Source organism: Faecalibacterium sp. OM04-11BH (assembly GCF_003482185.1).
In the GTDB taxonomy this organism is placed as follows: Bacteria; Bacillota; Clostridia; order Oscillospirales; family Ruminococcaceae; genus Faecalibacterium; species Faecalibacterium tardum.
Map to the genome: position 1 here is coordinate 48,464 of NZ_QULS01000002.1, position 13,527 is coordinate 61,990.

The 13,527-nt window shown below is 60.1% G+C and carries 12 protein-coding genes; 10 read left to right on the forward strand and 2 right to left on the reverse strand.

All coding sequences use genetic code 11. The annotated features are described in order from the left end of the window. Positions 1 to 103 precede the first annotated feature (103 nt). Both DXB44_RS01990 and nth read right to left on the reverse strand, forming a co-directional pair. On the reverse strand, positions 104 to 430 hold the full coding sequence (locus DXB44_RS01990; RefSeq protein WP_118657555.1) for a GlsB/YeaQ/YmgE family stress response membrane protein: 327 nt from the start codon (positions 428 to 430) through the stop codon (positions 104 to 106). Positions 431 to 450: 20 nt separating this feature from the next. Further along, complete coding sequence (nth, locus tag DXB44_RS01995) at positions 451 to 1,140, reverse strand: endonuclease III (protein ID WP_118657556.1); 690 nt, start codon at positions 1,138 to 1,140, stop codon at positions 451 to 453. Between the two features lie 172 nt (positions 1,141 to 1,312). Between nth and DXB44_RS02000 the strand changes: the two genes are divergently transcribed. The 10 genes from DXB44_RS02000 (at position 1,313) to DXB44_RS02045 (ending at position 13,525) form a co-directional block, all read left to right on the forward strand. Continuing rightward, positions 1,313 to 2,587, forward strand: a complete 1,275-nt coding sequence (locus DXB44_RS02000; protein ID WP_118657557.1) for a replication-associated recombination protein A — start codon at positions 1,313 to 1,315, stop codon at positions 2,585 to 2,587. Positions 2,588 to 2,611: 24 nt separating this feature from the next. Beyond that, positions 2,612 to 3,016 (forward strand): transcriptional repressor, encoded by a 405-nt coding sequence (locus DXB44_RS02005; protein ID WP_118657558.1) that lies wholly within the window; start codon positions 2,612 to 2,614, stop codon positions 3,014 to 3,016. A gap of 118 nt (positions 3,017 to 3,134) precedes the next feature. Further along, positions 3,135 to 4,526, forward strand: coding sequence for a tRNA (N6-isopentenyl adenosine(37)-C2)-methylthiotransferase MiaB (miaB, locus tag DXB44_RS02010; RefSeq protein WP_118657559.1), 1,392 nt, complete (start codon positions 3,135 to 3,137; stop codon positions 4,524 to 4,526). A gap of 61 nt (positions 4,527 to 4,587) precedes the next feature. After that, positions 4,588 to 4,995 (forward strand): YlbF family regulator, encoded by a 408-nt coding sequence (locus DXB44_RS02015; RefSeq protein WP_005925591.1) that lies wholly within the window; start codon positions 4,588 to 4,590, stop codon positions 4,993 to 4,995. Positions 4,996 to 5,107: 112 nt separating this feature from the next. Next, positions 5,108 to 7,723 (forward strand): DNA mismatch repair protein MutS, encoded by a 2,616-nt coding sequence (gene mutS, locus DXB44_RS02020; protein WP_118657560.1) that lies wholly within the window; start codon positions 5,108 to 5,110, stop codon positions 7,721 to 7,723. Positions 7,724 to 7,757: 34 nt separating this feature from the next. Continuing rightward, positions 7,758 to 9,893, forward strand: a complete 2,136-nt coding sequence (gene mutL / locus DXB44_RS02025; protein WP_118657561.1) for a DNA mismatch repair endonuclease MutL — start codon at positions 7,758 to 7,760, stop codon at positions 9,891 to 9,893. Beyond that, positions 9,877 to 10,827, forward strand: coding sequence for a tRNA (adenosine(37)-N6)-dimethylallyltransferase MiaA (gene miaA / locus DXB44_RS02030; protein ID WP_243111006.1), 951 nt, complete (start codon positions 9,877 to 9,879; stop codon positions 10,825 to 10,827). The genes mutL and miaA overlap by 17 nt, the downstream gene beginning before the upstream one ends. Positions 10,828 to 10,832: 5 nt before the next feature. Next, on the forward strand, positions 10,833 to 12,146 hold the full coding sequence (locus tag DXB44_RS02035) for an HlyD family efflux transporter periplasmic adaptor subunit (protein WP_242852878.1): 1,314 nt from the start codon (positions 10,833 to 10,835) through the stop codon (positions 12,144 to 12,146). A 109-nt stretch (positions 12,147 to 12,255) separates the two neighbouring features. Further along, positions 12,256 to 12,723: a cell division protein SepF gene (locus tag DXB44_RS02040; protein ID WP_055184243.1), complete on the forward strand. Its 468-nt coding sequence runs from the start codon at positions 12,256 to 12,258 to the stop codon at positions 12,721 to 12,723. After that, positions 12,707 to 13,525: a YlmH/Sll1252 family protein gene (locus tag DXB44_RS02045; RefSeq protein ID WP_118657562.1), complete on the forward strand. Its 819-nt coding sequence runs from the start codon at positions 12,707 to 12,709 to the stop codon at positions 13,523 to 13,525. The genes DXB44_RS02040 and DXB44_RS02045 overlap by 17 nt, the downstream gene beginning before the upstream one ends. The last annotated feature ends 2 nt before the right edge of the window (positions 13,526 to 13,527 follow it).

Sequence of the window (13,527 nt, forward strand, 5' to 3'; positions counted from 1 at the left end):
CAGCCCGGGCAGCGTTTATCCGGCAGAACGCCCATAAAAAAGCCGCCGCACCCTGCCCGGAAACTCCGGCGGCAGAACGCGGCGGCGTATTGTTACAAAAAACTTACTTGGAGATCTTCTGCCCGATCCAGATGCAGATGCAGGCACCGATCACCGAGATGGCAAAAGAAGAAAAGCTGCCGGAAGCGTGGATGCCCAGCAGGCCGAACAAAAACTCGCCCACAAAGCTGCCCAGCACACCCATCAGGATATTACGGCCAAGGGAAGTTTCCGTGCCCATAAAGCGCCCGGCCAGATATCCGGCCAATGCGCCCACCAGCACGCCCACAAAAAGGGAGGCCAGCACGCCCACCAGCGTCAGCAGGCCGGTCAGGCAGCCCACCAGCACGAACAGCAGGGCAACGATGAGCAAAATCGTTAAAGTGATCATAGTTTATACCTCCTTAAAAATTATGGCTCTGCCTGCTGCCCGGCGGTTTCGCGGGCGGTGCGGCAGATGTCCTTCAAACAGCATTTTTCGCATTCCGGCTTGCGGGCGTTGCACACCGCACGGCCGTGCATTACAAAGCGGTGGCAAAGGTCGCTGCCTTCCTCCGGCGGGATGATCTTCCACAGGGCCATCTCCACCTTTTGCGGCTCCTTGATGCCGTCCACAAGGCCGATCTTATTGCACAGCCGGATGCAGTGGGTGTCGGTAACGATGGCGGGCTTGCCGAACACATCCCCCATGATGAGGTTTGCGCTCTTGCGCCCTACGCCGGGCAAAGCGAGCAATTCCTCAAAGGTATTGGGCACACGGCAGTTGTATTGATCCCGCAGCATCCGCATACAGGCCGAGATATCCCGCGCCTTGGAGTGTCCCAGTCCGCAGGGCTTGACAATGGCTTCGATGTCCTCCGGCTCGGCGGCAGCCAGTGCCGCTACGCTTGGGTATTTTGCAAACAACTCCTCCACCACAATGTTCACCCGGGCATCCGTGCACTGGGCGGCCAGCCGCACGCTGACCAGCAGCTGCCATGCGTGGTCGTAGTCCAAGGTGCAACCAGCATCCGGGTATTCGGCCTTGAGACGCCGGATGACCTCCAGCGCCAGCGCTTTTTTTTCGGTAAGATCCTCCGGGGCTTTTTTCCGTACCGGCATGGGACAAACCTCCTTTAAAAGGGAATACCTGAATCATACCATGTTTGACAGGATTTGTAAATGTTTGCAGGGCATTATCTGAGAATGATTTTCAGAAAAGCCCTTGTCCTCCTTTTCTAAATGCGCTATACTATATAAAAAGTGCCTTGCGGGCAGGAAAGGAGAAACCACCATGAATGAACCACTTGCGCAGCGCCTGCGTCCCAAAACGCTGGCAGATGTGTGCGGGCAGCAGCATCTGCTGGCTCCGGAGCGGGTGTTCCGCCGCACCATCGAGAGCGGGCGCATTCCCAACATGATCTTTTACGGCCCCTCCGGCACCGGAAAGACCACGGTGGCACGCATTATTGCCGAGAACAGCGGCATGACCCTGCACAAGCTCAACGGCACCTCCTGTGGCACCGGGGATATCAAGGCAGTGCTCAAGGATATCGGCACGCTGGCAGCGGCGGGCGGCATTCTGCTATATCTGGACGAGATCCAGTACCTGAACAAAAAACAGCAGCAGAGCCTTTTGGAATGTATCGAGGACGGCAGCGTCACCCTGATCGCCTCCACCACCGAGAACCCCTATTTCTACATCTATAACGCGCTGCTTTCCCGCTGCACGGTGTTTGAGTTCAAGCCCCTTGCTGCAGCGGACGTGGAGCGCGGGGTGCGCAACGCCGTGCAGCGCCTTTCCGAAGGGGAACAGGTGCCGGTATGCATGGACGAGGACGCCTGTGCCTATCTGGCCGAAAGCGCCGGGGGCGATCTGCGCAAGGCGCTGGGCTGTCTGGACTTTGCGGTCACGGCAGCGCCGGTGGAAAACGGAGAAAAGCGCATTACCTTGGATATGATCCGGCAGGTCACCCGCCGCACCGCCATGCGCTACGACCGGGAGGGCGACGACCACTATGACATCGTGTCCGCCTATCAGAAGTCCATGCGCGGGTCAGACCCGGACGCGGCGCTGCACTATCTGGCACGGCTGCTGGAAGCGGGAGACCTGCCCTCTGCCTGCCGCCGCCTGATGGTGTGCGCCTGCGAGGATGTGGGGCTTGCCTACCCGCAGATCATTCCCATCGTCAAGGCGGCGGTGGATGCTGCCAACATGGTGGGTCTGCCGGAGGCGCGTCTGCCGCTTGCGGACGCGGTCATTCTGGTGGCTACCAGCCCAAAATCCAACAGCGCCCACGACGCCATCAACGCAGCCATTGCGGATGTGCAGGCCGGGCGCACCGGCCCCATCCCACGCCAGCTGCAAAACAAGCACTTTGACGGCGAGGATGCACTGGTGAAGGGGCAGAACTACAAATATGCTCACAGCTACGCAAACCACTGGGTACAGCAGCAGTACCTGCCGGATGTGCTGAAGGATACCAAGTACTACACCTTTGGCGACAACAAGACCGAACAGGCCGCCCGGGCGTACTGGGCAAAGATCAAAGGGGAAGAAAACGTCTGAACCGTGTGAAAAAGGAGGATGGATATGCGTTATTCAAAACAGCGGGAGCTTGTCATGCAGACGGTGCAGCAGCTGTGCGACCACCCGACTGCGGAAGAAATCTACGATAAAGCCGCGCAGGAGTGCCCGAATCTGAGCCTTGGCACCGTATACCGCAACCTGAACAGTCTGGTGGAAGCCGGGCGGGTGCGCCGGGTGTCCATTCCCGGCAAAGCAGACCGCTTTGACCACACCCTGCCGTGGCACAGCCACCTGTACTGCACCGTCTGCGGCGGCGTCACCGATGCAGAGGTGGACGGAAAACAGGTGATGGAGCTGGTCAAAAACCAGAAGGGCAGGGTGCAGGACTGTGCCGTGGTGCTGCTGGGCGTGTGCGAAGAGTGCTGCCGCAGGCAGGCTGCGGAACAAGCAACGGCAGAACAGGCATAAAATTTGCGTGTTTCCTCTTGCCCGCAGCGGCCAAACAGGGTATACTAAAGAGTGTCTTTTATAGAATGGCAGAAAATAGAGTTTCGCCGCACGGGGCTACCCTGCCCGGCGGAGAAGGATGGTTTGCTTGGAATACATTAACTTTGAACATAATACCGTTGCCGCCGAGCTGGTGCGGCAGACCTACGACACCCCGCCGCTGGCCTTTGTGCACAGCTACGGCTGTCAGCAGAATGTCAACGACGGCGAGCGCATTAAAGGCGTGCTGGTAGATATCGGTTACGGCCTGTGCGATAAGCCCGAGGATGCCGACCTGATTTTGTTCAACACCTGCGCTGTGCGTGAGCACGCCGAGCAGCGGGTGTTCGGCAACGTGGGCGCGCTGAAGGGCCTTAAGGAAAAAAAGCCCGGCCTGATCATCGGCCTGTGCGGTTGCATGGCCAACCAGAAGCATGTTGTGGAAAAGCTGCGCAAGAGCTACCCCTATGTGGATCTGGTGTTCGGCGTGGACGGCATCGACACCCTGCCGCAGCTGATCGCCCAGAAGCTGCAAAAGCATAAGCGGGTGTTGCTGGACCCCGCACAGCGTCCGGTCATCGTGGAGAACATCCCCATCCGGCGCGAGAGCGAGTTCCGCGCATGGCTGCCCATTATGTACGGCTGCGATAACTTCTGCACCTACTGCATCGTGCCCTACGTCCGCGGCCGCGAGAAGAGCCGCAAGCCCGGCGATATCCTTGCCGAGTTCCGCAGCCTTGTGGAGGCGGGCTATAAGGAGATCACCCTGCTGGGTCAGAACGTGAACAGCTACGGCAAGGGGCTGGAGGAGCAGATCGATTTCTCCGACCTGCTCAACCTGCTGTGCACCGTGCCCGGCGATTATCACATCCGCTTTATGACCAGCCACCCCAAGGACGCCAGCCATAAGCTCATTGATACCATTGCCGCCCAGCCGAAGCTGTGCAAGCACCTGCATCTGCCGGTGCAGTGCGGCTCCGACCGGCTTTTGCAGCAGATGAACCGCCATTACACGGTGGAACAGTATCTGGAGCTCATCGATTACGCCCGCAAGACCGTGCCCGGCATCACCTTCTCCAGTGATATCATCGTGGGATTCCCCGGCGAGACCGAGGAGGACTTTGTAAAAACGCTGGAACTGGTGCGCAAGGTGGGGTATATGCAGCTGTTCACCTTTATCTACTCCAAGCGCACCGGCACCAAGGCTGCCGAAATGCCGGACCCCACCCCCCGCAAGGAAAAGACCGACCGCATGACCCGCCTGCTGGCAACGCAGGACGAGATCGCCATGGCGCTGGTCAAGGCGCAGGTGGGGCAGACCGTCCGGGTGCTGGTGGAGGGCTTTGGGCGCAATGAAGGTACCCTTTCCGGCCGGCTGGACAATAACCTGACCGTGGAGTTTGCCGCCGACCCGGCACTGCTGGGCAGCTACGCGACTGTACATCTTACCGGCGCCCGCGCCACCGTGCTGCTGGGTGAGCTGGAAGCATAAAAACGTGATTCCGGGGCAAACTGCCCCAGAAAGAATAAAAAATAACAAGGAGAACCCAATCATGGATTGCATTGATCTTTTCAAGCGTGCCGCTATGGCACTGCAGACCGACCCCCGCTACGTCATTCTGGATCAGGCCCGCAAGGCAAACGATAAGGATGAGGAGCTGCAGAACCTGATCGGCGAGTTCAATCTGGCCCGCATGGATCTGAACAACGAGATCGGCAAGAACGAGCGCGACGATGCCCGCATCGCTGAGCTGAACGAGAAGGTGAACAGCCTTTACGGTCAGATCATGGGCAACGAGGGTATGGTGGCATATAACGAGGCCAAGCGCGAGTGCGAGAACCTGGTCAACTATATCGACGCCATCATCAACACCGCCATGAACGGCGGCGACCCCATGACCGTGCAGGAGCCTTCTGCCTCCTGCACCGGCAGCTGCTCCACCTGCGGCGGCTGCCACTAAGCAGAGTTTTCATCGGAACGCGGCTGTGCAACACAGACCGCGTTTTGTTTGCACCGGCGGTTACAGCCCGCAAACCGGCTGACGGAACCATACAAGGGAAAGAGGAAAAACCATGGCAGAGCTTTCGCCCATGATGCAGCAGTATCTTGAGATCAAAAACCAACACAAGGACGAAATTCTTTTTTACCGCATCGGCGATTTTTACGAGATGTTCTTCGACGATGCCGTCACGGCGTCCCGGGAGCTGGATCTTACCCTTACCGGCAAGCAGTGCGGCCTTGCCGAGCGTGCCCCCATGTGCGGCGTGCCCTTCCACAGCTACGAGGGCTATGTGGCGCGCCTGATCGCTAAGGGCTATAAGGTGGCCATCTGCGAGCAGGTGGAGGACCCCGCCAAGGCAAAAGGCCTTGTCAAGCGGGACATCATCCGTGTGGTTACCCCCGGTACGGTCATCGAGAGCAGCATGCTGCAGGACGACCGCAACAACTACATTGCCAGCCTGTACCTCAAGGGCAAAAAGGCGGGCCTGTGCTTTGCGGATGTTTCCACCGGTACAGCGCATATCACTGAACTGACAGCGGATAAGATCGCCCCGGCGGTCATTACCGAGCTGTGCCGCTACCACCCCAGTGAGGTGCTGCTGAACCCCGGTCTGCTGGACTGCCGCGAGGTGACCGCCTACATCAAAAAGAACATGAGCTGCTCGGTGGAATTGGTTGAGGACGAGCGCTATGCGCCGGGGCTGGTGGCCTCTGCGCTGGAAGAACAGTTTGGCCGGGACTGGCCGCAGACCACCGGCATAGCTGCCGAGGGCCTTGTGCGCTTTGCCATGGCTGCGCTGCTGGAATATCTGCACGATACCCAGATCAAGGGCGTGGAGCGGTTAAAGACGGTCATTACTTATAACGAAGCCCAGTTCATGCGGCTTTCACCGGTCACCCGCGCAAACCTTGAACTGACCGAGACCCTGCGCGGCCGCGAAAAGCGCGGCACCCTGCTGTGGGTGCTGGATAAGACCAGCACTGCCATGGGCAAGCGGATGCTGCGCAGCTGGATCGAGCAGCCGCTTATTTCCAGCCCGCTCATCAACCACCGCCTGAACGCTGTGGAGGCGCTGGTGCGCCAGACCATGGTGCGCGGCGACCTGACCGAAGAACTGCACTACATCGCGGATATGGAGCGCCTGATGACCCGCACGGTGTACGGCTCTGCAACCCCCAAGGAGATCTACACCCTTGCCCAGACCTGTGACCGTCTGCCCGGCCTGCGCAAGCAGGCTGAGGGCTGCAGCTGCCCGGAACTCTCCGAGCTTGCCGCCGGCATCGATCCGCTGGAGGATATCAAGGCGCGCATTTACGCCGCAATAGACCCGGATGCCCCCTCCACCCTCAAGGATGGCGGCGTTATTGCCAAGGGCTACCACGCCGAGGTGGACGAGCTGCGCTCCATCCGCGATAACACCAAGGGCGTTCTGGCACAGCTGGAAGCCCGTCTGCGGCAGGAGACCGGCATTCCAAAGCTGAAAATCGGCTATAACCATGTGTTTGGCTACTTCATTGAGGTGAGCAACTCCTACAAAAACCTTGTGCCGGAGACCTACATCCGCAAGCAGACCCTCACCTCCGGCGAGCGTTACATCACACAGGAGCTGAAGGAGCTGGAAAGCAAGATCCTTGGCGCACACGAGCGGCTCATCTCGCTGGAGCGCCGCCTGTTTGACGAACTGCTGGAAAGCATCGGTGCCCAGCTGGACCGCATCCAGCGCACCGCTAACGCCATTGCTCAGCTGGATGTGCTGGCTGCGCTGGCGCAGGTCGCTGCGGAAAACAACTACTGCCGCCCCGTGGTGGACGACAGCGATGTGCTGACCATCACCGAGGGACGTCACCCCGTTGTGGAGCAGGTGCTCAAGGGCAGTATGTTCGTGCCCAACGATACCACCCTCAACTGCACCACCGACCGCTGCCTGATCATCACCGGCCCCAACATGGCGGGTAAATCCACCTATATGCGTCAGAATGCTCTGATTGCCCTGATGGCACAGATCGGCTCCTTTGTGCCGGCTGCCAGCTGCCATGTGGGCGTGGTGGACGCCATCTTCACCCGCATCGGCGCCTCGGACGACCTTGCCGCAGGTCAGTCCACCTTTATGGTGGAGATGACCGAGGTAGCCGAAATTCTGAAAAACGCCACCGCCAAAAGCCTTGTGGTGCTGGACGAGATCGGTCGTGGTACCTCCACTTTTGACGGCATGAGCATCGCCCGCGCCGTGGTGGAGCATATCGCAGACCCCGCCAAGGGGCTGGGCTGCAAGACCTTGTTCGCCACCCATTACCACGAGCTGACCGAGCTGGAAGGCACCGTGGAGGGCGTAAAAAATTACAACATCGCGGTCAAAAAGCGCGGCGAGGACATCACCTTCCTGCGGCGCATCGTGCGCGGCCCCGCCGATGACAGCTACGGCATCGAGGTGGCAAAGTTGGCCGGTCTGCCCGGCAGCGTGACCCGCCGTGCCCACGAGGTACTGCGCACGCTGGAAGCCTCTGCTCCCAAAAACAAGGTGGAGCAGATGGATTTTGACGCCTTGCAGGAGTACAATTCCCCGGCAGTGCCCAGCGAAATGATGGAAAAGCTGGAAGCTGTGGATGTGGAAACGCTTACTCCCATTGAAGCACTGAACTTTTTGTACGAGCTGAAAAAGACCCTCAAGGGCAGCCTGAACGGCTGACCGCAAAAATTAACCACAGGGGAGGGAAAAGACCATGGCAGTCATCCATGTTCTGGATAAGCATACCGCGGAGCTGATCGCCGCCGGTGAGGTGGTGGAGCGCCCCGCATCGGTGGTCAAGGAGCTTTTGGAAAACTCCATCGACGCCGGTGCAACGCAGGTCACCGTAAGCATCGAGTCCGGCGGCGTAAAGCTGATCGAGATCAGCGATAACGGCACCGGCATTGATGCCGAGTATATCCCGACAGCCTTCATCCGCCACGCCACCAGCAAAATTGAAAAGCCGGATGACCTGAACAGCATCCATACACTGGGCTTCCGCGGCGAGGCACTGGCCTCTATTGCCAGCGTGGCGCGGGTAGAGCTGCTCACCCGCACCGAGGTGGACGAGTTTGCCACCTGCTACCGCATCGCCGGCGGCGAGGAGCAGGGCAGGGAGCCTGCAGCCCGTGCTGTGGGCACCACCATCCGGGTACAGGATTTGTTCTACAACACCCCCGCCCGCATGAAGTTCCTCAAAAAGGACTCCAGCGAGGGCACCTTTGTGGCAGATAACGTGGGTCATGTGGCGCTCAGCCACCCGGAGGTCAGTGTTAAGTTCATCCGGGAGGGCAAGCTGCAGTACGTTACCCCCGGCGATGGTCAGCTGCGCAGCGCCGCCTACGCGGTGCTGGGGCGGGAGTTCAGCCGCGACCTCATCGAGGTGCACTCCGAGGAAGGGCTGTACCGGGTCACCGGTCTGATCACCCCGCCCAAGAGTTGCCGCGCCAGCCGCAGTATGCAGCATTTCTACATCAATGGCCGCTATGTGCGCAACCGTACCATCATGGCGGGCATGGAAATGGCCTTTAAGGGTACGACCATGCAGGGCAAGTTCCCGGGCGGCATCCTGCTGCTGGAAATGCCCACCGACCTTGTGGACGTCAATGTCCACCCTGCAAAGATCGAAGCCCGCTTTGCCCGGGAAAACGATGTGTTCGATGTTGTTTACCACGCGGTCAAGCTGGCGCTGGCACAGCCCGGCACCGGGGAACGACGCTTCACCTTTGAAGCAGACGAAAAAGAGAAAACTGAAAAAGAAAACGATACTCAGAGCGAAAATGCTGTAAAGAATAATCACTTTACAGGGCTTTCCGCTGTCATTCCGGGTCAGGCAGCCCCCGGCACACTGCCTGCGCAGCATTGGCAGGCATCCGCGCCGCAGCGCTCCGCCGATGCACCGGTGAAAACCTCTGCTTTTACGGCAGATAACCCGCCGGTACAGCCCGCACAGCCTGCCCGCGCGGCGGCTGCCGTGCCCTCGTGGCGGCAGTCTGGCCCCGCAGAGGATATTCTGGACCCGGTGGTCACCCTCCACAGCCCGGAAAAATTGGATGCAACCGAAGTCCAGCCCGAACCGCAGCCCTTCCGGGCAGCCGCTGCTGAGACACAGCTGGATGTGCACCCGGAGATGGACACCGCAGCCGACCCGCCGCTGGATCACATGGTGGCATGGAACACCATGCCCGCCGCCCCGGAGATCGAAGCCGCAACGGCGCCCTATCAGCCGGAGGAGTCCGCGCAGCCGGAACAGCTGGGCTTTGATGTGCCGCAGGGGGAAGAACCGCTGCGCTATGTGGGCGAAGTATTCCGTACCTATATTCTTGCCGAGCGGGGAGACGAGCTGTGTCTGATCGATAAGCACGCTGCCCACGAGCGTCAGCTGTACGAAAAGCTTGCCGCCAACTACGGCAATGTGCCCAGCCAGCTGCTGCTGCAGCCCGCCGCCATCGACCTTTCCGCAGAGGAAAAGCAGGCGCTGCTGGAAAACCAGCCCCTGCTGGAAAACGCCGGGCTGGACGTGGCCGACTTTGGCGGCAGCACCGTGTTGCTGCGCGCCGTGCCTGCGGACGTAGAGCCGCAAAACGCCGAGGATCTGCTGGTAGAGATCGCCGACCGCTTGCTCAAGGGCAGCCGGGACGCGCTGAACGAGCACACCGAATGGGTACTGCACTCCATCTCCTGTCGCGCCGCCATCAAGGCAGGGGACAAGTCCTCTCCGCAGGAGCTGATGGCACTGGCCGAGAAGATCCTCTCCGGCGAGGTGCCGCCCTTCTGCCCCCATGGCCGTCCCTGCGTGCTCAAGCTTACCCGAAAGGAGTTGGAAAAGCAGTTTGGACGCATCGTGTAATGCAAAAGCTGCCGTGGTGGCTGTGGTAGGCCCCACCGCCACCGGCAAGACCGCGCTGGGTGTTGCGCTGGCGCAGCATTTTTCCGGCGAGGTCATCAGCGCCGACTCCATGCAGATCTACAAAGGTCTGGATGTGGGCACCGCCAAGGTCACCCCGCAGGAGACCTGCGGCATTCCGCACCACGGCGTGGATATCCTCACCCCGGAAAAGACCTTCAGCGTGGCGGATTTTACCGCGCTGGCAGGGGAGTATATTCAGGATATCACCGGCCGGGGGCATCTGCCGCTGCTGGTAGGCGGCACCGGGCTGTATGTGCAGAGCCTTTTGTACGGCGTGCGCTTTACCGCCGAAAAAGCCCCGGACGGCCTGCGCGAGCAGCTGACCGCAGAGCTGGAAGCCATCGGCCCGGAGGCCATGTACGCAAAACTGCAAGCCGTGGACCCCGAGGCTGCCGCTGCCATCCACCCCAATAATAAGGTACGGGTGCTGCGGGCGCTGGAGCACTACCGCGCCACCGGCAAGCGTCTCAGCGAACAAAAGGCCGATTCGCTGCCGCCGGAGCGCCCCTACCGCAGCCTTGTGCTGGGACTGGACTTCCCGGAGCGTGCAGCGCTGTACCGCCGCATCGACCTGCGAGTGGATAAAATGCTGGAGGCCGGGCTTTTAGCTGAAGCGGAATACGTCTGGCGCAACCGCGAAGCCTTTCGCACCGCCGCACAGGCCATCGGCTATAAAGAATTTTTCCCGTATTTTGAACAGACCGCTGCGCTGGATGCCTGTACTGAAAAACTCAAACAGGCCTCCCGCAACTACGCCAAGCGCCAGCTGACATGGTTCCGCCACATGGACGGGGTCACATGGCTGGACGCCGGAGCGGCAGACGTGCGGCAGACTGCCCTGCGTCTGACCCAAGACTTTTTATCGAAAGGATGATCCTTATGCCGGAAACTCCTCAGGAACCGCGCCACAAGCTCTCTGCGCTTACCACGCTGGCGGTCGTGCTGGCCACCTTTTTGCTGGCGGCGGCAGCGTATGTCTGCTGGCAGGCGGCGCACATCCTTTTCCCCCAGAACGTCTACGAAACGGCGCTGCCTATCACCATCTCCGATACCATTGAAGCGGACGGCGTGCTGCTGTTTGACGAAACCTGCATTTCCGGCAGCGGCAATCTGGGCTACCTTGTCTCGGACGGCGAGCGGGTGTCGGCAGGCACTGCCGTTGCAGAGCTGTACACCGATGCCAATCAGGCAGTGTTGCGCCAGCAGCTGACCCAGCTCACCAGCCAGATCGACCTGTTGCAGCGCTCCCAGAACACCGCAGCCACCCAGCTGGACGGCTTACTCAAGGAGCGCTCCGGCGCACTGTACGATCTGCTGGATGCGCTGGACACCGACCGCTACAGCGATGTGGACAGCAGCGCCGATGCTTACCTGTTGGCGCAGAACAAGCTGTGGATCACCACCGGCGATACCGCCGGCTTTGCGGATCAGATCGCGCTGCTTGCCCAGCAGGCACAGACCGTGCAGGCCCAGCTGGGCAACCCCACTCAGATCACCGCCCCCACCACCGGCTACTTTGTCCGGGCTGCCAGCAGCGGACGGCTGAATGCCGGTGCTGCGGACATTCTGGCACAGAGCCCGGAGCAGCTCAAAGCCTATCTGGACTCCGACCCCGAGATGCCGCTGGACGGCTGCGTGGGCAAGCTGGTAGCCGGGTTCAGCTGGCAGTACGCCGGGGTGTGCTCCGCAAAGCAGGCCGAAAAACTGCTGGGCTCGGACGGTAAGCCCCTGCGCACGGCAGTGGAGATCAGCTTTCCCGGCCAGAGCGATGCCGCTCTGCGCGCCACCGTCACCGAGGTGACCATTGACGCAGAAAAGGATATTGCCCGCTTTGTGCTGCGCTGCAACTCCATCAACGGCGATGTGCTGTGCCTCAACCACGCCCGCGCCCGTATCAGCACCAGCGAGAGCACCGGTCTGCGGGTGCCTGCCGCAGCAGTGCACTACCTGAAAGAGGACGGCACCGAGGCCGAAACGCAGGGTGAAAACTACATCCCCGGCGTGTATGTCAAATACGGCAACATCGCCCGCTTCTGCAAGATCGACCCCGTGGATGCCGACCATCCGCTGGTCACGGAAGGGGATTACATCCTTGTTTTGCCCAAGGGAACGGACGGTTCCGTCAGTCAGGTAAGGCTTTATGACGAAATAATCGTCTCGGGACAAAATTTATATGACGGAAAACTTTTGTAGTTATTGACATCTGCTGAAAAAAATCAGATAATAGTAAAAGCTATTTGCATTCTTTTTGCAAAGAACGCCAGGCAGCCGGGCGCTGCCCGAATGAAAGGAGCAGATAATTATGTCTTTGCTGGATAGCATTAAAAAGGGCCTGATGGGCGAAGGGGACGAGTACGAGGATCAGTACATCGATGACGGCCCCCAGATGGTGAACAACAACAACAGCGGCGTTGGCATCGGGATGGATGAAGAGACCGAAGAGCCTGCCGAGGGCACCAGCAAAAAGAACAAGGTGGTCAACATCCATGCTACCACCCAGCTCAAGGTGGTTCTGGTCAAGCCCGAGCGGTTCGAGGATGCCAGTACCATTGCCGACCATCTGAACAACAAGCGTACCGTGGTGCTGAATCTGGAGTCCACCAACAAGGAGGTCTCCCGCCGTCTGGTAGACTTTTTGTCCGGCGTGGCCTATGCCAACAATGGCCAGATCAAGCGCGTAGCCAACAGCACCTTTATCATTACCCCGTACAACGTGGATATCATGGGCGATCTGCTGGACGAGCTGGAGAACAATGGCGCATTCTATTGATCCGGCAGCCGGTGCGGTGCGCGGCTTTGTGCCCGCCCGCAATGATGAGGAACGCTACCTCATGCGGCATATCGAGGATCTTGCCGACGCGGCTTTTTCCCGCGGCATAGCCCGGTACTCTGCATTCCTCAGCGACCGCGAGCAGGATCTTGCCCGGGCGGCACTGGGACGTGCCGGTGTGAGGGATGGCTGGCGTTTTGACGGCGGCTGGCCCGAGGCTGAGCGCCGGGTGCTCTGTCTGGAGCCAGAGTACAGCTACGGCGAGTGTCCGGTGCGCTGCGTACAGCTGCAATGCCGGGCACTGCCCGGTGCGGCGCTTCCGGCGCACAAGGACTATCTGGGCAGCCTGATGGGGCTTGCCCTCAAGCGCGAGGCGCTGGGGGATATCCTGTTGCCTGCCGATGTGCCGGGCACGGCCTATGTGTTCGCGCTGGAACCGGCGGCAAAACTCATCTGCCGGGAGCTGTGTCAGGCGGGACGCACCGAGGTGTCCACCCGTCTATTGGAGCTGGAAGAGATCCCGGCTTTCCCGGCACCGGAGCGGCAGCTGCTCACCGCTACTGTGTCCTCCCTGCGGCTGGACGCGGTGCTTTCTGCTATGCTGCACGTCAGCCGCGGCACCGCTGCGGAGCTGATCGAGGCGGGCAGGGTAGAGATCAACCATCTGCCGGTAGAAAAGCCCCATGCCCCCGTATACGAGCAGGATGTGCTCACTGTGCGCGGCAAGGGCCGCTTCCGGCTGACTGCATTGCCCGGGAAAAGTAAAAAAGATCGTTCGATCATTGAGTTCTTTCAATATTAAAA